The 24,035-nt window shown below is 35.2% G+C and carries 25 protein-coding genes and 1 pseudogene; 5 read left to right on the forward strand and 21 right to left on the reverse strand.

The window, feature by feature from the left end; all coding sequences use genetic code 11:
• Positions 1-47: 47 nt before the first annotated feature.
• The 21 genes and pseudogenes from PKC55_RS07230 to PKC55_RS07330 form a co-directional block, all read right to left on the reverse strand.
• The gene (locus PKC55_RS07230) at positions 48-635 is read right to left on the reverse strand and encodes an acyltransferase (RefSeq protein ID WP_291130513.1); all 588 of its coding nucleotides are present in this window, start codon (positions 633-635) and stop codon (positions 48-50) included.
• Between the two features lie 7 nt (positions 636-642).
• Positions 643-1,266: an acyltransferase gene (locus PKC55_RS07235; RefSeq protein WP_291130512.1), complete on the reverse strand. Its 624-nt coding sequence runs from the start codon at positions 1,264-1,266 to the stop codon at positions 643-645.
• 33 nt (positions 1,267-1,299) lie between these two features.
• Complete coding sequence (gene rfbB / locus PKC55_RS07240) at positions 1,300-2,364, reverse strand: dTDP-glucose 4,6-dehydratase (protein ID WP_291130511.1); 1,065 nt, start codon at positions 2,362-2,364, stop codon at positions 1,300-1,302.
• A gap of 54 nt (positions 2,365-2,418) precedes the next feature.
• Positions 2,419-3,012, reverse strand: a complete 594-nt coding sequence (gene rfbC, locus PKC55_RS07245; protein WP_414647322.1) for a dTDP-4-dehydrorhamnose 3,5-epimerase — start codon at positions 3,010-3,012, stop codon at positions 2,419-2,421.
• A 3-nt stretch (positions 3,013-3,015) separates the two neighbouring features.
• Positions 3,016-3,900, reverse strand: coding sequence for a glucose-1-phosphate thymidylyltransferase RfbA (gene rfbA, locus PKC55_RS07250; RefSeq protein ID WP_135105964.1), 885 nt, complete (start codon positions 3,898-3,900; stop codon positions 3,016-3,018).
• A gap of 54 nt (positions 3,901-3,954) precedes the next feature.
• Positions 3,955-6,369 carry a GumC family protein gene (locus PKC55_RS07255; protein ID WP_291130508.1) on the reverse strand — a complete coding sequence of 805 codons (2,415 nt, stop codon included), beginning with the start codon at positions 6,367-6,369 and terminating at the stop codon, positions 3,955-3,957.
• Between the two features lie 20 nt (positions 6,370-6,389).
• Positions 6,390-7,190 (reverse strand): polysaccharide biosynthesis/export family protein, encoded by an 801-nt coding sequence (locus PKC55_RS07260; protein ID WP_291031186.1) that lies wholly within the window; start codon positions 7,188-7,190, stop codon positions 6,390-6,392.
• Entirely contained in the window at positions 7,187-8,344 is a 1,158-nt protein-coding gene (locus PKC55_RS07265; protein ID WP_291031188.1) for an MraY family glycosyltransferase, read from the reverse strand. Before PKC55_RS07265 ends, PKC55_RS07260 begins: the two co-directional genes overlap by 4 nt.
• A 39-nt stretch (positions 8,345-8,383) precedes the next feature.
• Complete coding sequence (locus PKC55_RS07270; RefSeq protein WP_135106448.1) at positions 8,384-8,917, reverse strand: UpxY family transcription antiterminator; 534 nt, start codon at positions 8,915-8,917, stop codon at positions 8,384-8,386.
• A gap of 427 nt (positions 8,918-9,344) precedes the next feature.
• Positions 9,345-10,553 (reverse strand): tyrosine-type recombinase/integrase, encoded by a 1,209-nt coding sequence (locus tag PKC55_RS07275; RefSeq protein ID WP_291130504.1) that lies wholly within the window; start codon positions 10,551-10,553, stop codon positions 9,345-9,347.
• An 878-nt stretch (positions 10,554-11,431) separates the two neighbouring features.
• On the reverse strand, positions 11,432-12,250 hold the full coding sequence (locus tag PKC55_RS07280) for a glycine betaine ABC transporter substrate-binding protein (protein ID WP_291130502.1): 819 nt from the start codon (positions 12,248-12,250) through the stop codon (positions 11,432-11,434).
• Positions 12,247-13,128 carry an ABC transporter permease gene (locus PKC55_RS07285; RefSeq protein WP_291130501.1) on the reverse strand — a complete coding sequence of 294 codons (882 nt, stop codon included), beginning with the start codon at positions 13,126-13,128 and terminating at the stop codon, positions 12,247-12,249. Before PKC55_RS07285 ends, PKC55_RS07280 begins: the two co-directional genes overlap by 4 nt.
• Positions 13,129-13,130: 2 nt before the next feature.
• Entirely contained in the window at positions 13,131-14,348 is a 1,218-nt protein-coding gene (locus tag PKC55_RS07290; RefSeq protein ID WP_324372459.1) for a quaternary amine ABC transporter ATP-binding protein, read from the reverse strand.
• Positions 14,349-14,353: 5 nt separating this feature from the next.
• On the reverse strand, positions 14,354-15,523 hold the full coding sequence (locus PKC55_RS07295) for a hypothetical protein (RefSeq protein WP_324372460.1): 1,170 nt from the start codon (positions 15,521-15,523) through the stop codon (positions 14,354-14,356).
• Positions 15,524-15,999: 476 nt separating this feature from the next.
• Positions 16,000-16,368: a VOC family protein gene (locus PKC55_RS07300; RefSeq protein ID WP_291124424.1), complete on the reverse strand. Its 369-nt coding sequence runs from the start codon at positions 16,366-16,368 to the stop codon at positions 16,000-16,002.
• Between the two features lie 90 nt (positions 16,369-16,458).
• Entirely contained in the window at positions 16,459-17,253 is a 795-nt protein-coding gene (locus PKC55_RS07305) for a helix-turn-helix domain-containing protein (RefSeq protein WP_291124422.1), read from the reverse strand.
• 89 nt (positions 17,254-17,342) lie between these two features.
• Positions 17,343-18,203: a GNAT family N-acetyltransferase gene (locus PKC55_RS07310; RefSeq protein ID WP_291124420.1), complete on the reverse strand. Its 861-nt coding sequence runs from the start codon at positions 18,201-18,203 to the stop codon at positions 17,343-17,345.
• A gap of 19 nt (positions 18,204-18,222) precedes the next feature.
• Entirely contained in the window at positions 18,223-18,954 is a 732-nt protein-coding gene (locus PKC55_RS07315) for a DNA alkylation repair protein (protein ID WP_291124418.1), read from the reverse strand.
• Positions 18,955-18,981: 27 nt separating this feature from the next.
• Positions 18,982-19,524 (reverse strand): GNAT family N-acetyltransferase, encoded by a 543-nt coding sequence (locus tag PKC55_RS07320; RefSeq protein ID WP_291124416.1) that lies wholly within the window; start codon positions 19,522-19,524, stop codon positions 18,982-18,984.
• A gap of 168 nt (positions 19,525-19,692) precedes the next feature.
• A pseudogene (locus PKC55_RS07325) lies at positions 19,693-20,015 on the reverse strand (RNA ligase family protein); the annotation flags it as partial.
• On the reverse strand, positions 20,011-20,472 hold the full coding sequence (locus PKC55_RS07330; protein WP_291124414.1) for a hypothetical protein: 462 nt from the start codon (positions 20,470-20,472) through the stop codon (positions 20,011-20,013). The gene PKC55_RS07330 and the pseudogene PKC55_RS07325, both read right to left, overlap by 5 nt.
• Before the next feature lie 325 nt (positions 20,473-20,797).
• On the opposite strand from PKC55_RS07330, the gene PKC55_RS07335 reads away from it, so the two are divergent.
• From PKC55_RS07335 to PKC55_RS07355, 5 genes are all read left to right on the forward strand, one after another.
• The gene (locus PKC55_RS07335) at positions 20,798-21,202 is read left to right on the forward strand and encodes a VOC family protein (protein ID WP_291124412.1); all 405 of its coding nucleotides are present in this window, start codon (positions 20,798-20,800) and stop codon (positions 21,200-21,202) included.
• Between the two features lie 9 nt (positions 21,203-21,211).
• Complete coding sequence (locus PKC55_RS07340; RefSeq protein ID WP_291124410.1) at positions 21,212-22,153, forward strand: helix-turn-helix transcriptional regulator; 942 nt, start codon at positions 21,212-21,214, stop codon at positions 22,151-22,153.
• Complete coding sequence (locus PKC55_RS07345; protein ID WP_291124408.1) at positions 22,150-22,623, forward strand: AraC family transcriptional regulator; 474 nt, start codon at positions 22,150-22,152, stop codon at positions 22,621-22,623. The genes PKC55_RS07340 and PKC55_RS07345 overlap by 4 nt, the downstream gene beginning before the upstream one ends.
• A gap of 83 nt (positions 22,624-22,706) precedes the next feature.
• Positions 22,707-23,183: a DUF1905 domain-containing protein gene (locus tag PKC55_RS07350; RefSeq protein WP_135105929.1), complete on the forward strand. Its 477-nt coding sequence runs from the start codon at positions 22,707-22,709 to the stop codon at positions 23,181-23,183.
• A gap of 12 nt (positions 23,184-23,195) precedes the next feature.
• A complete protein-coding gene (locus PKC55_RS07355) occupies positions 23,196-23,621 on the forward strand; it encodes a DUF3788 family protein (protein ID WP_291124405.1) in 426 nt (141 codons plus the stop codon).
• Positions 23,622-24,035: the final 414 nt, after the last annotated feature.

Here is a 24,035-nt window from a genome sequence, read left to right on the forward strand (position 1 = left end):
TGATTCTAGGAATATTATATGTGTAGAAAGACAGAGAAGAAAGTATATTAAATAAAATTACCGTCTCTGTCCGTTTTTTCCCAATTCTGAGTATCGGGGTTATAACGTTTTACGATGCGGGCAGGATTACCTACAACAACGCAATAGTCTGGAATATCCTGTTTAACAAATGAATATGCACCGATAATACAGTTTTTTCCAATTGTGCAGCTTATAATACACACATTACGACCAATCCAGGTTCCGCTACCGATAACAACCTCTCCTGTATATTCTACTTCTTGATCGCGAATAAACCTATTTATATCATTATATGCATGGGTATTATCTGAAATATACACATTCTCAGCAGCTACAACTCCATCTTCGAGAATAATACTTTGTAGAGCATATATCTCGGAAAATCGACCAATCCGAACCTTATCTTTAATAACAAGTTTTGAATCAGACCGATTTGAAGATACTGCAAGCCACACCTTATCTCCTATCCATAAATTGCTACCGAGATGTATGTGCTGAGGATTCCAAACTTGAGGATCAAAGATGAAAACGTTTTTCCCAAATTGCGCGAAATTATGTTTATTAAGCAAGATGAATATCTTACATCTTAACTTCCGTAATTTTTCGTGTAACATAATATCTTCAGATAAAATTTCCGCTTTTATCGGTCTTTGCCCATTTTTCGGTCTCGGTATTGTAGCGTTTTACTATATAAGCAGGATTACCTACAACGACTGAATAATCAGGAATATTCATTCTGCTAATAAATGCTCCGGCAGCAATAATACTGTGTTTCCCTATGGTTGAACCAATAATACAAACATTCCTTCCAATCCAACAGTATTCTCCTATCTCAACAGGATTTACAAGTTTGATCTCTTGTTTGATAAATGGAGTATTTATATCATCATAGGTATGAGTGTTATCAGAAATGTATACATTATCTGCAACTCGAACCCCTTTGTGTAATATGATAGAAGTGTGTGCAAATATCTCAGACAAACGTCCGATTTTAACATCATCTTTAAGTACCAAATGAGGATTCTTAGCCTTTGAATGAGATTCTTTTATGACTCCTAACCAAACAAAAGACTCGATAGAACATCTCTGATTGATATAAATACGAGCCGGATTCATAATCCGAGGTTTAGTTATAGTTGTACCTTTACCTAGCGATCCGAAAAAAGGTCGCCAAATAGTTCTATATATAAAACTATTAATCTTTATAATTCCAAAATGATATATATCAAATAAATTCGTTGTCATAAATATGTTGAGTTGTAAATATGTATTTGAATTTTATTTTTCGTTATACATGCTTTCGTAATATTTTTGATATTCTCCGGAAGTGACGTTATCCATCCATTCCTTATTATCAAGATACCAACGCACTGTAATCTCTATGCCTTCTTCAAATTGGAGACTAGGCTCCCACCCGAGTTCACGCTTGAGCTTACTTGAATCAATAGCATAACGTAAATCATGTCCTTTACGATCGGTTACGTATGTGATCAGATCCAGAGAATGATCTTCGGCATTACCCAATAAACGATCGACAGTCTTAATAATAACCTTGATTATATCTATATTTTTCCATTCATTAAAACCTCCGATATTATAAGTTTCAGCATTTTTTCCATGATGGAATATAACATCAATAGCACGGGCATGATCCACAACATAGAGCCAGTCACGTACGTTTTCGCCTTTTCCGTATACAGGTAGTGGCTTCCGGTGAATAATATTATTGATAAATAAAGGAATTAACTTCTCCGGAAATTGATAAGGACCGTAATTGTTAGAACAGTTTGTTACTATTACGGGCATGCCATAAGTATCGTGAAATGCACGTACAAAATGATCGCTACTAGCTTTGGATGCAGAATATGGACTATGAGGGTCATACTTGGTCTCTTCTGTAAACAGTGTATCATCAAACATCAGAGCACCATATACTTCGTCGGTAGAGATATGATATAACTGCTTACCCTCATAACCTTCGGGCAATGTTTCCCAATATAATTTTGCCGCTTGCAGCAGGGTAAGAGTACCCATCACATTAGTACGAGCAAAAGTAAATGGATCTTTGATTGAGCGATCAACATGACTTTCAGCAGCCAAATGAATAATACCATCTACGTTATATTGCTTTAATAGCTGCATAACAAGATCAAAGTTGCAAATATCTCCTTTTATGAACGTATAGTTGGATTTATCTTCTATATCCTTGAGGTTAGACAAATTGCCGGCATAGGTCAGGTTATCGAGATTGATAATATGGTATTCGGGATATTTGTTCACAAACAGACGAACAACGTGTGAACCTATAAAACCAGCCCCTCCGGTAATTATAATATTTTTCATTTTTATAATCAATTGATTGTTTGTTAAAATAATATACTATCAGGATAGGTATATTTATATACTTACGGATGTCTCGGTATAGTAATCGATGTTGTAATCAAATAGTTCGGTTGCATCCTTGAGAAATGGGTGCCGAGTATCCTTTTCAGAAAGAATTATATCTTCAGGAGCTACAATCCAATCGATACCAATCTCCGGGTCATTCCATGCAATAGCCCCCTCCGATTGCGGGGAGTAAGAATTATCACATTTATACTGAAATACAGCTTCATTGCTGAGTACGACAAAACCATGAGCAAAACCACGAGGAATAAATAGCTGACGGTGGTTCTCTCCCGATAGTTTCACAGCTACATGTTTACCGAATGTAGGTGAATTTCGGCGTATATCTACCGCCACATCCAATACTTCTCCTTCGATGACACGTACCAACTTACTCTGTGCAAAGGGCGGTTTTTGAAAATGCAATCCCCTTAAAACTCCGTAACACGATTTAGACTCATTGTCCTGCACAAAACGCACTGTGCGAATGGATGTATTAAATTCAGTCTGATTGTAGCTTTCAAAAAAGTATCCTCTATCATCTCCGAATATCTTCGGTTCTAGGATCACTACATCTTTTATTTGAGTTGTTATTATATTCACCATTGCTTATTGTTCTATTTCTTCTATCATTTTCAGTAGATATTGCCCGTATTGATTTTTGATCATTGGTACAGCCAGAGTACACATCTGTTCTTGGTTAATCCATCCTTTTTGCAAAGCAATACTCTCAAGGCAAGCAATCTTCAAGCCTTGTCGTTTTTCTATAACCTCAACGAATATAGATGCTTCTGCTAATGAATCGTGAGTACCGGTATCGAACCAAGCAAAACCACGCCCCAGAGTCTTTACTTTAAGGCTTTTATCTTGAAGGAACTTTTGATTAACAGTCGTGATTTCCAACTCTCCACGAGCAGATGGCTTAATGTTTTTTGCGACATCTACCACTTTGTTTGGATAAAAGTAGAGTCCTACAACCGCATAATTGGATTTAGGCTTCTGAGGTTTTTCTTCAATCGAGAGACAATTTCCCTCTGAATCAAATTCGGCAACACCGTATCGTTCCGGATCATCAACCCGATATCCAAATACTGTAGCAATACCTTCATCCTCTGCATCTCGTACAGCTTCCTTGAGTGATGCGGAGAAACCTGTTCCATGAAAAATATTATCTCCCAGTACCAGACAAGCTGCATCATTTCCGATAAATTCTTCACCGATAATAAAGGCTTGTGCCAGCCCGTCAGGTGAAGGCTGTTCTGCATATTCAAAATGCACACCATAATCTGACCCATCGCCCAATAAGCGTTTAAATCCAGGTAAATCGACAGGGGTTGATATGATTAATATTTCTCGTATTCCGGCAAGCATCAATACCGATATGGGATAATAAATCATGGGCTTATCATAAATGGGAAGGAGTTGTTTGCTTACACCCTTCGTTATCGGATATAATCTTGTACCCGAGCCACCAGCCAATACTATTCCTTTCATCTTAAAGTTTTTTTTATTAATTTTCTATTATGTGTATATATATAAGTCAGGTCGTTATTTATCTCTTTTCTTTGTTTGATTATTGGATCCGTAATAACCATATTGATAGCCATAACGATAGCCATATTTATGGTATCCGATACCACTGGTCGTACCATTCAGGATCAAAGCCATATTCTTGAAACGTTCTTCCTTATAGATGTTATTCAAATCGGAGAGCATGCTTCGTTCTAACAATCCTGCACGAACAACAAAAAGAGTTCTATCTGCAAGCCTTTCAATAATTTGGGTATCTGCTACAATATCTATTGGTGGACAGTCAATAAAGATATAATCATATTTACTACGCATATCGTTTATCAATGTTTCTAAACGTTCGTCAAATAGTAATTCTGTAGGATTCGGAGGAATGGTGCCCACCGGTAAAATACTAAGATTCGTATATTTTTCGTCGACAATAATTGTATCATATATATTATCGATTTGTTTCCCCAGATAGTCACTCAAACCCTGCTTCGGTGAATTAACAAAAGAGGAAGTAGAAGCATAGCGCAAATCACCATCGATAACCAATACTTTTTTACCTTTTATAGCCAAACTGATAGCCATATTTATTGTCAGGAATGTTTTACCACTCCCGGGATTAAACGATGTCAAGATAATTACATTCAAATTATCTTTCTTAGCTGTCATAAACTCAAGGTTTGTACGTAAAACACGAAATGCTTCATTGATGACATCTTTATTTTCTTCTTTTACAACCACTTTACTCTCTTCAGGTTGTTTTTTCCAGAATCGCCAGCCACGTTTCTGTGGATAGAAAAGAGGAATTTCTCCGATAAAAGGCAAGATCAGATTATCCAAATCTTTCCGTCCCCGTATTGTAGAATTCGTATTCTCTCGAATAAATATTATCACTACCGGAATAAGGAGACCTAATACAAAGGCAACCAATAATATATTTCTTTTCTGTGGTGCTATCGAGTTCAAATTACCATAAGGAGGGGTTATCATACGTGTATTGTATGCAATAAAGGCCTGTGATAATTCATTTTCTTCGCGTTTCTGTAATAAAAATAAATAAAGAGCTTCTTTTACTTTCTGTTGTCGTCCTACAGAAAGCAAATATTTTGCTTGATCAGGGTTGGCTGCTATTTGAGCTGTTGTTTCTTGTTCGTTGCTTTGTAAATTCTTTGTTTGAGTATTTAAGGTTACAATCAGATTATCTATCGATGAAACAATTGCTTTACGCATAGATTGAAGAGACTGATCTAGATCCACGACTAAAGGATTCTGTTCACTGCTATTAGAGACCAAATTGTTCCGCTGCAATTGAATGGTATTGTATTCCGTTATTTGATTTTCAACGCTAGCACTCTCGATACCTGAATTTGCAGGAATCAATTGGTTGTTATTTGTAGAAGTCATCAAATGGTTGCGCATATAGCGAGCCATTGATAATCGGGTATTTAAATCCAACATAAGATTACTTGTCTCCCTCGATTGTGCCATATACATGCTGGAGGCGGCTTCTACGTCCGGCACCAAATTTTGTCTTTTGTAAGAAGAGATATCTTCATCCACATCACCCAATTCGCGTTCAATTCCACTCAAACGATCAGTGATAAAGAGGCTGGTACTAACTGTTATAAGGTTCCTGTCTTTCACCCAATTTTCTTTATAAACGGATATTAATGTATTCAATACATCTTCTGCCCGTTGTGTGGAAACATCTTTATACGAGAGATCGATAACGGTTGCTTTTTCCTCACTTAAAGATGCTGTCAGATTCTGTTTGAATAAATCCGTAGCACTATATAAGTTAGTACGGGAAATATATATCAGAGGTATTTCATTTTTAGTGTAATACGAAGTTGGGACTACTATTATTTTCCCTAATGGGGTGTCGATCGTATCATTAAACTTGCCTTTGATTACGTTGTTAGCAATATCCTTATTATCAGATGTAAAGTCAGAGCACTCAAATGTCCCATCAGCCAACAATTTTATAACAAGCTCTGCAGATTCATTATCTGCCAAATCGGCAAAAGAAACTGTGATTGGAAGATCTGGACCGTATAAGACTTTTTTGTAAAAGGAATCTTTAATCTGATAGTTTACATCCAAATGCAACCGCTTTACTGTTTCCAGAATAATAGAGGGTGACTGTATAGCGATCAACTCATTGTTTACGTTAGTATTGGGTTGAGACAGCCCAAAGTCAGCAAACATAGAAGCTACATCACTCGATATGGATTGACTTTTCGAGTCTTCTTTGATAAGGATAGACGCTGAACGAATATATATTGGAGGAGTTGTTAATATATAAAAAGTTGCAATACTAATTGTTATAAAAAGAGATATTACAAACCAACGCCACCTGAAAAGGCATAAGTATAATAAATCTTGTAGACGAATAAGATCTTCCGTCTGTTTCTGCTCTGTTTTATTATGTTGAAATGAAGTCATTTATGTTTATGTTTTCTTTTTTATTTAACAATAAGTACAGTGAGTGTAGTTATTAAAGAGGCCACTGACAGCCAAAAAGAAGTGGATATAACATTGTTGCCATTAACGGTTGACTGACGTGCCCGTGTTTTATTAGGTTCCACATAAACTACATCATTTTGTTGCAGATAATAGACAGGTGAGGCATACATATCATGTCCCGAATTTAGATTCACTTTATAAGGAACCTGCTTACCTGCTGTCTGTCGTAAAACGAGAACATTTTCACGTTTTCCATAAATTGTTAGATCTCCAGCCATTCCCAGAGCATCGAGTAAAGTAATTTTATCTCGCTCTATATTATACCGTCCTGGAGTATTTACCTCTCCTAAAACTGAAATAGAAAGGTTGGCAAACTCGACAGTCACAACCGGGTCTTTGATCAGGTTATTTGATAACAGCTGATTTTTTATATAACTTGCAATCTCTTCTCGAGTCATTCCATCAACATGTATTTTGCCTAATACCGGAAAATCGATTTCACCCGATGAGCTTACTGTATAACTTGATATTTGCTGATTTTGATTCAGTGATGGGCTTTGCGACTGTCCTACACGATGTGCCACGATAGGTAAGTTAAATAGTTCTGCTAATTGGGAGTCCTTGCTACTTATCACTATTGATATTTTATCATCTGTCTTTATTGTTATTTTTATCGGGTTCAGTATTTCCCCCGGTACACCTTGCTGTAAGTCTTGAAAGTAGCTAATATTTTGTGTTGACCCACAAGAATTTAAGATGATGGAAGCCATCAACACAAATAAGAAATGTTTTATTCTCATAATTTATAAATGGATTGTTTTTTGAGATTATTGTCTGTTTCGACTATAGAGAGCTTTAGTTCGTGCCTTTTTATTTTGAATGCCAGCCACATATTACCCAGCATCCATAAAATGATGTTGATAATCAAAAGTAGGCTTACGTCAACATATTGCGATAGGATGATATTATACAAAGTAAATATTAACGATACTGAAATTATAATTATCATTGCTGCTCGCTGACAGATTCCTGCTGCCAAAAGCTTATGATGTATATGACTTTTGTCAGGCATAAAAGGATGCTTTTTCATACGTATGCGACTTATAAAAACTCGCATTACATCAAAGCAGGGAATTATTAAAGGTGCAAATGCCAATACAGCAGGATTGAACGAAGCTGCAATATCTACGGGTTGGTTTAATATCTTTATACTAAGAATACATAAAATGATTCCTATTGTCAAGCTACCTGTATCTCCCATGAATATTTTCTTTCCATGATTAACATTGCCAAAGACGTTGTAATAAAAAAATGGAATGAGAGCTCCCAATGCAGCAAAAGCCAGCATTGCAAAAAGCCACTGTTCGAGGTAGATATAAATTAGTCCGTAAAAGAGCAAAGCTGCTCCACTCAGTCCGGAAGCCAGACCGTCAATACCATCAATAAGATTGATTGAGTTGATAACAAATACAATGACTAAAATAGTTAAAGGATATCCTACCCATTCCGACAACCCATAAATGCCACATATACCATACAAATTATTTATCCATACTCCTCCGGCAATTAATATAACACCACATAGTATCTGAATAATAAATTTAGTACGATAACGAACACCTATCAAGTCATCCGCAATTCCAACTAAATAGAGTATTGTGCTGGCGCAGAAGCCAAACAATAATTCAGGAACGTTACTTCCTTCTTGCTTAAGAATATCCGGTTCCCCTAAAATAAAATCAAGACCAAGCAATAAAGAAATAGAAAAGAAGATAGCAGGATTGAAAGCTAGCCCTCCAAGCCTGGGGATCATTCCATGATGAATTTTTCTCTCATCCGGTAGGTCAAATAACTTTTTTCGAAAAGCAATAAGCAGAATATTTGGAATTAGTATCCATGCAAAGAACATGCAAAGAAAGAACACCAAACCGATATTTATAATCCAGTAATACATTCTATGAAAATTAAAATTAGATTAGTTAATTATTCCACCTTATGATATAACTTCAATCAGGTCAGTTTCTATCTCGGCAGTTACAACAGCAGCAATACCTTGTATAAGAACTACCACTCGCCTACTTCGCACACCTTTCACTTTCACAAAAACACCTTCAACGCCATCAAAAGGACCACCAAGTACCCGCACTAAAGTTCCTTTTCTCAAATCAACTTCCTCTGGTTTTAGGTAAGTCATTTTTTCGTGGCAAATACTCGCTACAGCTATGAAGCGTTTCATTTGATCATCAGGAACTATAATTTTTTCTTTACTCCTCGAGTCAATAATATACTGAAGGTATTCGGTTTTTGACTTGACCTGTTTAATAGCTGTTGGCGTGGCGTGAACAAAGATCAGATTGGTAATAGCAGGAACCAGTTCTCTTACTTTACGACCATTTTTCATAGTGAGTGTATAATGCATAGGAATAAAACTCCGAATGCATTCCTTATCCAATAATTTTTTTGTATCCATTTCTTTGCGGAATATCGCACGCATAGCGTACCAACTCGGAATCTCTTGCTTGTACATAAGAATGAATAGTGTGCTATTATCTGGAACTTTATAAGGTTTTATTTCAGATATGAGCATAGCTCTGGTTCCATGAAATATTACAATATAATGTATTCCAATTAGTTATAGATATAAAGTGTATAATACAGCAGATTTTTTATTTATTTACAACACACTTATGTGTTAAATAAAAATTCTCAATAAGTAGTTATGATCTCGCTGTATGCACATCTCTTGCTAAGAGATATGTTTTTATTGTATTAGATTATTTATCAAGTATATACGCAAACGGATAGAAAGCTTTCACTAAACATTTTTATATTTTAAATAATTTCCTTAAAAAAAGCTTCAGAACTATCTTCTTGTTTTCAATATTTTGTATACTTTTGCAGTATTAAACATATCTCTTAGCAAGAGATATCTACATTTAAGAATCATTTTAATACTACAATAGAGATTTAAGTATCATATTGTTAGCCCTATCTATTATAGATGTATCTAATGCTGCTAGATAGATCTGTGTGGTTACTTCTGAATCATGCCCCATTCCTTCACTTATTACCGTAACAGGAATATTCTTACTTTTTGCTATACTAGCCCATGAATGACGAGCCACATACATAGTTAAAGGAATAGATAGTCCTAATTTACTTCCAATAATTTTCAAATTACGGTTTATAAGGCAAGACGCATTCTTGTATTGACTTCTTTCATCTTTCTCGGCACTTTTAATAATGGGGAGTAAGTATGAAGACTCATTAGGAGGATACTTATCTACAATATCCTGCATACACTGCTCCCATTTAATAAATAGTTGCTGACCTGTTTTTTTTCTACGATAAGACAGCACTCCTCCACTAAGATCTTTCTTCTTGAGGTAAGCCATATCTACAAACGACATTCCTCTTGTGTAGAAACTAAATAGAAACATATCACGCACATAATCCAATGTTGGGTAAGGAGCCAGATTCAAATCTCTGATTTGCTTAATGACTTTAAAAGAAACTGCTCTTTTAATGGTTTTTTCAATGCCGGTATATACATATTTGAATGGATATTTCTGTTCTGTCAAACCTTTCTCCACACTACGATTATACACAGCTCGAAGTATCCTCATATAAAATGATGAACTATTCTGACTTACACCATTAGATCTTAAGTAAGCTTCATACTCTGTCATTAGCTCCGAATTAATGTCGTAAGGATATAAATCCTTTCCATTTCTAAAATGCATAAAACTATTTAAGGTAGTTTTATACGTCTCACTGGTTCTAATTCTACCAAATTGTTTAAGTCGGACAATCAACTGCTGCATAAAGACAAAAAAGGAAGTCCCTCGAATCTGCTTTTCAAAACTTGAGACAACTTCATCTACCGTATAAGAAACTCCTCTTTTACTAAATACGTCTATAATATTTGCAAGCCTTTCTGTATCCCATACTATCTTTTCTTCTATAGACAGGAGATAATTCTTTCTATTTTCATCAAACAGAGGCAGGATAATATTTGCACCACGTTTGTTCCACTCACCAGGAAAGATTTTATAATCTGTATTTATCTGCCTGGTTACTCGATTATGAATAAGTTGATAATAGAGCGCACCTTCCCTATTTTCGACAATGGAAGGTCTGATTTTCACTTTTACTGATGTCATGATTTACTAATTGAAAACTAATTATTTATATTACTTTGCTTTGTTTTCTTTCAACAAATATGAATAGGCAGAAATTTAATCGCCTATTGACTTGGATCCCAATAATAGAATCTTAGTATATTTCTATACTATCAGATATACCTATTTGAGACTTGTCATATTTCACCAAAAGACACTGTTCACATATTGGAAAAGGAAATTTTGCTATTTTCCTCATCCAAAAATGTATAGGATGAAAACTTTTGGTTTCTTTTTTATAACGCTCCTCACAGTTTAGCTTTTAATTGAATTTGAAGGATAGTTTAAATTCGCGATTGGCATACTGTTGCGATTATGTTTCTTGAAGGCAGTTCTTCTTACTGTTCTTACTATATCTTTGCTTACTCCGATAATAATTCTATACATTTATAAAAGTCTTTTTGATGTCTCTATAACTGAAATCTCTTTCAATTTGTAAAACATTAGGTACAATATAATTTCGAAGAAACGGTACTCATTCAATCTTATTTATACATCTCTAAATTTATAATCAAACATAATCTCTGATTTTTTAAGATTAAACCGTAAGTCAAAAGGCTTTTTACAAGCCTTCAGAACAGCTTTTTTTCGAATCGCAAATTTAATACATTCCCTTGTCTGGATGGTTTATTTTTGGCTTTTTAAGATTTCTTTTTGAGGCCTATCGGTAAGTTTGTATTCATTTTTTAGCATCTCACATGTCTTTGCGGCTCGTTTACATAATTGTTGTTAAGGATCATTAATTTTCATTTACCATTAATCATTAATTGTTTTTGAAAATAGGAAATGCTCATTTTGGAGTATAGTGTAGTTTTCTTATTTGTATATGTAAAAGTACCCTCCTCCACCCATCATTTTTATTACAGAAAAGTCCGGTGTTTTTCAAAAAACACTTTAGCTCCAATTTCAGGATTCTTATCCATACTTACATCAATTATCAGTTCGTGTAATAGCTTGTCATCTAATTTAAAATTCTCAAAAAAAGCAGCAATTTCGGGCTTGTCTTCTTTAAACCCGCGCCGAGATATAACCTGAATATTATCTGTAGGATATATACCTTTTGGATCACTCAATTTTTTGAGTTCGGATTCAGTCCACATAAAATGTGGTTTCCAACCTGTTATTACAATCCATTCTTTATTTTTCTCTGCCTTTTTCAAGGCTGTTATCATAGACGTTTCGGAAGAGGAAATCTGAGAGTAATCGAGATTATAAACGGTTATTGCTTTTTCTGTATTAGCATGGATTCCTGCTCCTGAAGCAATTCCATAGATTTTCTTGTCAAACTTGTCTTTATTTTCATTCAACTCTTCTATAGACTCTATATTAACGTAGGCAGGAACAACAAGCCCGGTTATACCATCGTCAAAAACAGTTCCTAATACATCTAGTTTATGCCCGTATTTAGCCCAATAATCTTTTTGTGTATGAGGAAGCCATGCATCCATATATATATCGGCATCACCACGAGATAGAGCTGTATAAATTGGACCTGGTTCTATACGCTTTAAGGTTACCGTATATCCTTTATCCTCTAACATAACCTTTGCCAAATATGTAATAGCGATACCCTCCGCCCAATTCGGATATAGTATCAATACATCTTGCTTATGACGAGGCTCACAAGATGTAAGACCGAGCAATAAGAATGAGAGTAGAATGTATATTATCTTATTCATTTCTGTTCCTCCTTTTCTTTACCTAAAAGCTGTGTCATTCTATCTAATATAATCGCTAGTATTACAATACAAAGCCCTGCTTCGAAACCTAAAGCAACATCGGCCTGCTGAATACCTGCATATACACTTTCGCCCAGTCCTCCGGCTCCTACCATTGAGGCAATAACGACCATCGATAGAGACAACATAATTACCTGATTAATACCAGCCAAAATAGTCGTCATGGCTAATGGCATCTGGACTTTGAACAAAGTCTGACGTCTTGTACAACCAAAGGCAACAGAAGCTTCTACAACCTCTTTCGGTACACTCTTTATTCCCAGAGCTGTCATCCTAACAGCCGGAGGCAATGAAAAAATAACCGTGGCCAAAACACCCGGCACATTACCTACCGAAAAGAATAAAATTGCCGGAATCAAATAAACAAAAGCGGGCATTGTTTGCATAAAGTCTAGTAATGGGCGAATTATAGCATAGGCTTTTTTATTGTATGCGCACCATATACCTAGAGGTATGCCAATCATTAACACAATAAGCGTTGCTACCAATACCAAGATAAATGTATCCATTGTTTGTTCCCAAAAGCCCATCCAGTAAATAAGCAGAAGCCCTAAAACACAAAAGAGAGGGAATCCTATCAGTGTTGCTATATTGTTTTGCCAGTATTTATGGTTTCCTAAGGATTTCTTTTTAATAATAAAAGCGATCAGTGCCACAATAGCAATAATCATGTAGAACGGAACATACCCGAGTAATTCTTGTAACACATCAACGCTATTATCTATCATAATGGTTATCTGACGAAAGAGCGGTGCTGCTGTATCTGACGACCAATCTACAAAACGTTCTATATACTTACCTATATCTAGTTTATTCATATTTAACTTGCATTTTCTATTATTTCTTTAACAGCTTCTTCGTCATATCCTGTAACCATAGCTACTACATCAGAATATCTTATACAGCCTATTAGCCTCTCATTACAGTCAACTACAGCCAAAGGATATTTTTGATTTATAAACAATGGGAGCATATCCGATACAGAGTGATCTTCCATTACTTTAGGAATATCCATCAATATAGATTCCAATCCCTTTTCTCCGGCAGCAATTTTACGTTCAACATCTTTTCTTCTTACATAGCCCTTAAACTTGTTATCCTCGCTTATAACTGCCACAAATCGTAAGGTGTGACGCTCCATCAACCTCAATGCCGATGCCAAACCATCCTTACCTAACTGCACTCTTGCTCTAAATGGTTCCATTATTGTAGAAGCTGTTATAATTTTAGATAAATCAACATTTCCGATAAAAGCTTTTACATAATCATCGGCAGGGTTCATCAAGATATCCTCCGGGCTACCTTGCTGAACAATCACCCCATCTTTCATAATCGCAATAGTGTTTCCTAACTTTAAAGCCTCATCAAGGTCATGTGTAATAAAGATGATGGTCTTTTTAAGTTTTTGTTGAATATCCAACAGATCGTCTTGCATTTGTGATCTGATCAGTGGGTCTAATGCGCTAAAGGCTTCATCCATTAAAAGAATCTGAGAATCGGTTGCTATGGCTCGGGCAATTCCAACACGCTGCTGCATTCCACCACTCAGTTGATAAGGGTATTCATTCTCATAGCCTGACAGACCAACTATATTTATTATTTCTTTTGCTTTCTCATAACGCTCTTTCAGATTTATATTCTGAATCTCGAGGCCAAAAGCAACATTGTCTATTATTGTCTTATGAGGCAAAAGTCCAAAATTCTGAAACACCATTCCTACTTTTTTTCTGCGAAGATTTAACAACTTCGTTTTATTCATTTTTGTGATATCTTCTCCATCGATAGAAATGCTACCTGATGTAGGTACATTCAACATATTAAAGCAACGGAGTAAAGACGATTTTCCACTGCCCGACAAACCCATTACAACAAATATTTCACCTTCTTTAATCGAAAGACTTACATTATTCACTGCAATTGTACACTTTGTTCTTTGGTGAATTTCTTTTTTTGATTTTCCGCTTTTCAGCATTCTTAGAGCTTGCTTCTTGGCTGTTCCAAATATCAGAAACAAGTTCTTCATTTCTATTTTATTCATATTTATTATTGATTAAAATAATATCCTATATTTATATTAAAGCGACTATTCCATCTGGCATTTGCAGTCCCTTTACCTAGACCTTCTCCAAAGTTAGATGTCAGCCACGGTTGATTTTTACCCAAAGCGAAATCAACATACGTATATATGGGCCCCATAGAGAAAAGTGCTCCGGGAATAAGGTGTTGTATATTAAAATATTCTTTTTTATGTTTATCGACTATCGAATAGTCTATATATGGTTGTATATATTTTATAAATTTTCTGTTAATAGGTATCATATATGCTAATCCTAGAATATAAATATTTCCTTTCGTAGCCACATCATAAGCTGCACCATAAGCAGCCATCTGGAGGATGTCCAGTTTTTCTTTATTATTACCCTGAGCATTATAATTATATGAGATAAACTCTCCTTTAAAATTCCATTTATTATAATCAGCGACTATATGTAATGCAGTACTAGTTCCCCATTTTCGACTATTGAGTTCTTTATTATATATACTTCCTAGTTGTCCGGAAACGCCGAACTCAATATTTTCATTCAATTTATATCGGGCTCTTAAATTGAAGTGATTCAATTCTCTGATATTTGCATCCACCAGGGTATTACCGGCATAACCTGTAGTAGGAACCACAGCATAAGAATACCTGCCATTGCCAACATCATTATCCAAAGTATTATCCGAGATAGAACCCTTTGGAGCTGCTTGTCTGAAATAAGCAAAATCAAAGCGCCATTGACTTAATTGATATGATAAGCCTATTCCCGTATTATACGTATCTTCCAATCCCATATAATAGGGAATCTGGAACCACCACGAATGGGACGCAAAATCTCCTATTCCGAAAGGTTTTTGAAATACACCTCCTTTAATATACAGGCTCTGATCAATTTGGTATCCGATATAACCATGATGTAAGAAGTGGGCTTTAGAATCGGGATAGAAACGGTATTGAAAGCTTAAATCAAATCCTGATTTATAGGCATCGGCTGACAAATACCACGTATCGAGTTTTATATAGGTATTTAAAGCTTTATTACTTTTTTCATAATTCTCTACTGATGTGTTAAAACGAATTGCTCCACCCAATTTGAAAAAATCTTCTTTTTCTTGTGCTCTCAGAGAAGACACAAAAATGGTTATAGCGCAAATAAATAATATCCTTTTCATTATCTGACGGATTGATCATAAGAATACCTCCTTTGAAATAATCAAAGAAAATAATCATTTTTGAAATGCTATCTTGCAAAACAAAGGGGGCATAACGCTACTAGTTAGAAGTCAATTTTAAAAGACTCGATACTACATTATGCGATATTAATAAATAGAATCCAGAGCATAGATACGACTGTATACCAAAGAATTTCGGTCTTGATTTTATTAAATAGTCAACTCTAGATTATTAGAAGATTTTCTCCTAACTGGCCACAAAGTTAACAAAAAACTATAATTACAGAAAAGATTTGCATGAATAATCGAAGAACAGGTTTCATTTTGATAGTATAAATAGGCATGTTTTTCAGAAAAGCAAAGAGAGATAAGGACACTTTTAAGTAGTTTTTAATTTTGTTGAAAACTATAAATAAACAGAACTGGCAGAATATAAAATCTTACCAGTTCTCACCTATAAAGATTTATATTTTCAGTTATTTATCCGAGTATAAACCTATACTGTTTCCTTCACTGTCGATGAATGTAGCAAAGTACCCTACCCCTTCGGCTTCAATCTTTGTTTTTGAGATAATTCTTTTCCCTCCGCTTTTCACTACATTATCTAATGATGTTTCGATACTTTCAACAGAGAAACTTATCAAAACCCCATCTTTTGAAGGGTTAAAGTCCGGCGTGTAAGATATAGCTCCGGGACATTTACCTGATTCTTCGGGAAAGAATGCCATTTTCTCATGACCGAAGTCCATAGCGTTAAAACTTATGCCTAGTACCAATTCGTAGAATTTTACAGCTCTATTGAAATCTACAGAAGGAATTTCAAAAAATGCAACTTGCTTTTTCATTTCATTTTTGATTTTTAATGAATAAATATTGACAATACAAAACTAAAAATTGCATTTCCCTTATACTTGGAAAAAAAGGACATCTATCTTTTAAAGAGAAAAGTAGTCGGAATATGGATCACATATCGCAAGATATTCACCCGGAGTATATCCCGAAAAATGTTTGAATTCACTTATCAAATGCGATTGATCGTAAAACTCACAGATGTATGCAAGCTCTGTAAGATTTGTAGAAGGTCTGGTTTGTAAAATATATAATGCTCGTTGAAAACGGATTATCCGCAAGAATTCTTTAGGATTCAACCCTACATATTCAGTAAAGATACGTTTGAATTGCTTATAACCTAGACAGCTGATACCAGCCAAGGACTCAATTCCTACATGCCCCATATTAACAGCATTTACTGCGGCTTTCATTCGCCTCAAATTATATTCTTTGGAATAAAAATATTGCTTCTTCAAGAATGATTCAATCATTTGGACGCACACTCTATTATCGTATGTATCCAGAAGTAGTTTACCCAGCTCCAATATTTCAATATTGTCGAGTAAGTCAAGCGCAATAGACTGTTCTTTAAATTCGTGCATCGGCTCTTTGAAAAACATGCGTGCTCCAAATGCATGAAACGTAACGCAAATCATATCAGTAATACCTGATTGAATGAGGTTGGAATATGTAGTAGATTGTCCACTAATAAACATCTGAGGTAAAAGACTATTATTGCACTCTATTGACAGAGGGCTTCCCCGATGGAAGAATAGATTGATGTTCCCGGTTGGTATTATACCTTGCACATGATTTGCCGCATTTGCTTTTAAGAACCAATAGTTCTTAATGTAAGGCGACAATTCAATACTGGGCTGTACAATTTCAAAAGAATCCATCGTACAAAGATAGTTAACCTCAACTTTGATGAATTGTAAAAAAGGGACATTTATAAGCAAACTGAATCTATAAAAGGAAATCGTCGGTTTTAAATTTTTCTGATCATTTCAAATTGTTTTCCTTTCACTTCAATATTCTTTGCTTTTATGAAATCTGTAATCGAATCACATGATACATCTGTATTCACAATTTTCAGAATCGAATTTTTATTCAAATTTAAAATCTCTTTTAGTAATAGAGATGCACTCCCCTGCCTTCTATATTTTTTGTCAACGGCTAATTGAGTAAGATCTCCCGATATAGGTTCGAAAACACAGTATCCGACTATTCGTCCATCGACAAATACTCCCAAACAAATAAAATCATCAACAGCCCGCTGTATAGATTCAAAACTATTCTGCCACGAAGGAGTAAAATCCCAAAATTCAGTAAACAAATCCAATTGATCGATACTTATCTGTTTAACAGAATATGAAGTATCTGATTCTTTTATAAGATTGCTTATATGCTCATTTGTTTGCATCGAATAATAGAATTCACGAGTTACTTCAAATCCAAGATTTCTGTATACGGAAACAGCTTTCGTATTGTGTTGCAACACTTCTAGCAAATATTGTTTAATCCCGGCTTCTCTTAAAAATGGTATAGAATATTCAAAGACCTGAGTAGCTAAACCTTGTCCTCGATATTCTTTCAGAGTTCCTGTTCCCGTATCGTATGCTGTGCGTATTCCTTTGAAGTCTCCAATTCCATTTAAAGTAAATGCAACTATTTTATCTCCAGCAAATGCAGCAAATGACAATTCAGGATCAAATCCACGCCTTTTAAGCATAGTTTGGAGTTGTACCTTATTGATTTGTACTTCATAGTTGGCAAAAGCTTGATTAAAAGCTTCACATATTACGTCGAAGTGTATATCTTTCAAGGACTTTACTTTTATTTCCTTCATATCTCACTTAATATCATTTTCACTTTTTCATAGCTTCTGCTTTCATATTTGCGGGCATTTTTTCTATAGCATAACGTAAGGCTGTACGAGGCATTACTGATTTATGTTTCATCACATAATCAAACACTCTTTTCTGATAGGCTTCACTTTTTTTCTGTGTTTCGCTGGCTGCTTTCAGCATCCAACCATATCCCTTTTGTACCAAATCATCTTTATCTAAGAGCAATATATCTGCAATTTCAAACACATCATCTAAAAATAGACCTTTACGGGCAGGAATAATCAATGTAACGGCTGCTGCCCGCTTTACCCAACGACTAGAAGATTTTGCCCATTTTTTCAGTTCTGATATATATTCGGGATACATCATCACGAATGTACCGATAGTATGATTACAGAGAGTATCGCAATCAGCCCAGTTATTAACGTAGTTGTGTAACCAATATTCGAAAATCTCAAAATCAGCAGGTTCATATTGTTTATGTAAAGATTCTGCCCAAATGCAAGCAACAACCGATTCTTCCAAGTAGCCGGACTGCCACAGCTCTTCACATAAGTCGAATATCTCCTGTTTAGAAAGTCCCTTCATCTGTTTAAGGCTCTCCTTCGCTATTTTAGTGACTTCCCCCATTCGCACACCATGTACCTTAGCAGCTTCCCCTCCTTTGAAAAATCGAGAGCTAGTATTAAGTGTACTTTCATCAATACACATTATCAATGACTGACGAACCTGTTCTACTATATTATCCATTTTTAAATGATAAGCAATTAAACGATACTAGTTATTTGGCCTTTTAATTTCATAAAGAACATGCTTGCACAAAGGGTTCTGTTTTTCTATTTTGGGATGATCAAAATACCCTTGAAGATGCATACCAATTCGTTTCATTACTTTTTCAGAATCAATATTTAGAACAGAGGTAAATGATACAATCTTATCGAAATTTAAAATATCAAAGCCATAATTAAGGCATGCTGTTGCAGCCTCAGCAGCTAATCCTCTCTTCCAGAATTCCTTTCTAAATCTCCAACCTATTTCTACACATGGTGTAAAATAAGAATCAAAAGCAGGAATGGTGAATCCGGTGAATCCAATAAATTCTTCCGTAGATTTTTCCTCGACTACAAACAGTCCAAAATTATGTTTCTCAAAGTGTAACTTAATTCTATCTATAAAATCCAGAGTTTCTGAATAAGATAAAGTCTTAGGAAAAAACCTCATAACATCCTTATCCATATTCATTGCTGCAAACGGCTCAATATCCGAATCTTTCCAATGTCTTAATCTCAACCGATCAGTCGTCAAAATATAATCTGTCATTTTCTCTTTTAATATCAATTGATGATGATGGTTATGCTATTCTTTGAAGACAAAATATCTTTTTTTAATTGATATTTATCCGCAATAGATTTGTAAAACAAAGTTATCATTATTTCAATCCTTAATATCTTTCATGGTAAAAGAAATAAGTACATCTTTATTGTAAAGCTACTGCTCCCATACCAACTTAGCCCGCTTCCGATTGCGAGTCCAGTGCTTATCAGTTTTCACATGACCTTTGCGGACGTATTTGAAAACATTATGCATGAATTCCGAAACGGGATATTCTCCAATATTGCGAGAGACAACTCCAACTCGGGCACTGTAGGAAAATCAAACATTGATGCATAAAACTTCACTTCTTCCCATGAAAGCCATTTATCCATCTGGCGCGCGGCAAAAATAAAATAATGTTCTTCGATACGTTTATACTCAATAGAGTAAACAGCATAAAGGTTTTCTCCCAAAAGCTCTATATCTCCTAAATCATTCTAAAAACATCTTATTTAAACTTGGATCAAAAAAAGACAGATTATATATAACAGATTCTGAGTAACCCTCTCTTGTAATCTTAGCTATCCATGTAATTACAGATGGACTAGTAACTACATGAGATATATCTATAGATACGTCCGGATATTTGCTCTGTATCTCCACAGAAGACGCTGACAAATCTTTAGTCAATATTGCATATTCTATTTCAAAATGTTTTTTATACGGTTCACTCAGGGATCCTGTTCCTACTATATCTTTAGAATCAGCTAAGTCTAGTAATACTCCATCAGCTTTGACAGGAATGCGGCTACCGTTAATAGTAACAGAGGTTATGCCAAGTAAATTGTAATCCGCCTTTTGCTCCGGAGCGTTATCTTCACTGCATGAAAAGAAGGTAAAAACGGTAAGAATTAACACAAAACAGTGACACAAACTAACTTTTATATTTTTCATTAGAATTTATTATTTAGTAGTTAACTTTATATCTATAAATTATTGGATCTTAATCCAAGGTTATTTTTTTAAATCGCACAAAATTAACTATTATTTAGTAAACAAACGTGAATTTTAATATAATTTTTCATAGAAACATTTATCATCCATGTAACTTACTGTTAGTGAATTCAAAAGATTATAAATACTAATTTTTAGTATTGTGTTCTCCTCTATTCTTTACTATACCTGTATATTCTTTACAATTGAAAAAACTTGCTGACATACTGTTGTCATAATGGGGTGATACATTTGCATTGTAGTTAAATTTTAAAACATCAGAATTATGAAAATCAAACCTTACCTGTCATTTAATGGCAATGCAGAAGAAGCACTTAACTTTTATACCGAAGTATTTAATGGTATTGTCGGAGAAATTTTTCGCTATGGAGAATATCAGGCAATGGAAAGTCCTGCCGAATACAAAGACAAGATAATCCATTCCGACCTTGACTTTAATGGCTGTACTATCAGCTTGGCCGATCTTTTACCGGACACAAAGGCCAACTTTGGCTCTCTGGGGCATACACTCACTATATTTTGTGACACAGAGGAACAACTGAAAGACATTTATACTAAATTAGGCATAGGTGGGCAAATAAAATGTGAACTTAGCCAACCACCTTATGCTAAACTTTATGCCGAAATTATCGATAAATTTGGCGTACTTTGGGCATTGATTATAGAATAATAAGAGAACATGAATAAAGAGTTAAACCGACTTGATCGCATATCGGCACTACTGATACAGTTACAGTCACGCCCCGTTGTTAAAGCTTCTGAAATGGCAGAACGCTTCGACGTGAGCCTGCGCACAATATATCGTGACATGCATACATTGTCTGAAGCTGGAGTGCCGATATGCGGAAATTCGGGAGTTGGTTATTCTTTAATAGAAGGCTACAGGCTACCTTCGCTCATGTTTACCAAAGAGGAAGCAATTGCTTTCCTCACAGCCGAAAAAATTATCGAGCAACTTACCGATACCCAAAACAGCAACTACTTTCGCCAAGGAATGGATAAGATACGAGCTGCTTTACGATCTGTGGACAAGAAATATCTCCACGATATGGACGACAGTATAGCCGTATATAAAAGTCGGAATGCCGGAGAAAGTCTACCGAATATAATGCAAACGATCTTAAATAGTATAAACGACAAGTTGGTCATAGAAGTAGACTACACGAATGCAGACGAAAGTAAGACCAGAAGAGCATTAGAAGCTGTGGGCATAACCTATTCATACCCTCGCTGGTATTTATCTGCTTGGTGTCACTTACGAAAAAGCTACCGAATATTCAGATTGGATCGTATCGGCAACATAAAAACAACAGAAGATAAACATACAAAAGTTCATCCTGCTCTGGAATCACTCCTCGGATGTGATGATCCTCAATGTTTGACCGAAGTTGTTTTACGTACAAGTAAAGAGGTTTCTAAACATTTTGCCGACCGATGCTATTTTATGGGACTGACCGAAGAGAAAGAACTTGCAGACGGACGGATAGAACAAACCTACATGGCTTACTCGCTCGAAGGACTAGCTAGATGGGTGTTGGCAAATGCCGATACAACAACGGTTGTTAAACCCGTTGAAATAAAAGAGATTATTAAACAAATTATTGAAAAATTAGACTTATGAAAATAAATAGCACAGAGATAAAAAATCTCGAACCGATAAAGACAATTGCAATTTCGCATATAGGAGATTATTCAGGTATTGGAAACGTATTTGAGAAATTAGCCGCATGGGCAGGAGCCAATAATCTTTGGGAGGCTTCTCCTAAAATGGCCGGAGTTTATCATGATGATCCAATGAATACCCCTGTCGAAAAATTACGTTCGGAAGCCTGTTTGGAAGATCTTTCGGGCATCGAACCCGAAGATGGGATGAAACGCTACACAATAACTGGTGGCAAGTATTTCGTAATGCAAGTAGAAGTCACAATGGCCGAATATGATGAAGCCTGGAAGAAGGTATATGTTGACATTAACGAAAAAGGATATGAATGTGATTCAAGAGATCACTATGAGTTATATGTGAGTTGCGAGGGTGATGTTCAAGATCCCAGTGCTCCATGGATAGTAGAATTACGCATTCCTGTGAAATAAGCACCTTCACAACAAAATAACAATATGTAGAATAGCTGTGTAGTATATGTTTAGCACAGCTATTTTTATATTATCTTTAAAAGATGGGAACAGAAACACCCTTAGTAGACAAAGACTATCTATTATTAAAAACTGAAGGTAAAGGAGCTTGGACTTTTGTTGAAATACCTGAAATACCTATGCCTAAAACATCTTTCGGAATGCTAAAAGTAAAGGGAAAGATAGATGATTATGCGTTTTCCAATACACACCTAATGCCTATTGGGAATGGACATGTGGGGTTGGCTGTTAGAGCTGAAATAAGGAAAAAGATAAAAAAGCAAGCAGGAGATATAGTACATATCACTATTTATGAGGACAAAACATCTTTAATAATCCCTCAGGAATTACTTCTGTGTTTGGAATATGAAGATGGAGTTCTTGGAAAATTTGAGATTTATACAGACGGGCAGAAAAAAGCATTTATAAATTGGATTAATTCTGCAAAAACGGAACAAACTAAAGCAGATCGGATTGCCAAAACTATCAGCATGATACAAAAAGGAGAGAAATTCTATTAACCAATATAAGCGATGGAAGGACAAATGCTATTAAGAGATGCGGATATATTCCCATCAGACAAGATTCTTGAAGATGCACTAGGTGAAGGGTTCAACGCATTAGTGTCTTTTCTTGAAGCTGTTACAAACAAAGAATATGCTCTAACCCTCGAATGGAGATACTATAATGATGGTAAAGCATGGCTAGGTAAGGCAGTGTATAAGGAAAAAACTATCTTTTGGCTTTCTGTATGGGAAGGCTTTTTCAAAACGAGCTTCTTTTTTACGGAAAAGCACCTTGAAGCAATTGCAAAACTTGATATTTCGGGAACAATCAAGGATGAATTTGCCAAGGCAAAAACTATTGGGAAACTAATTCCGATGATTTTTGATGTAAATAAAGAGAATCAGCTTGGCGATTTATTGACGGCAGTTCGGTTCAAGAAAAGTCTGAAATAAAGAATCTATAAAGAACTTTTCTCAATCAGAGCATTCTCTGATATAAATAAACAACCTATTTTCTCATTTTCAACATCCTTATATTCTATTTATTATCATCTATATACCAAGCAATTAATCAACACATTTATTTATTCTTTTTTATTAAAATTTCATATTTTCATCTATATTTCCAAGACATTTATGCACAGTAAAAATACCTATTAGCACGATTTTGAGTAGTATTTTATAGCATCTTTTATGTACAATTGCAAATATTATGAAAACAAGAGAAAAAATTGAAGCCATTAATTCAATACAGAAAGATGATATTAGAGTCGCTACAGTATTGAATACAAGAAGAGCTCGAATAGTCGTTTATATTATGTGAAAACAAGAGGAGCAACGCTAAAGATAGATCAATGGCAACGTTTA

Source organism: Dysgonomonas sp., from assembly GCF_035323175.1.
Lineage (GTDB): Bacteria > Bacteroidota > Bacteroidia > Bacteroidales > Dysgonomonadaceae > Dysgonomonas.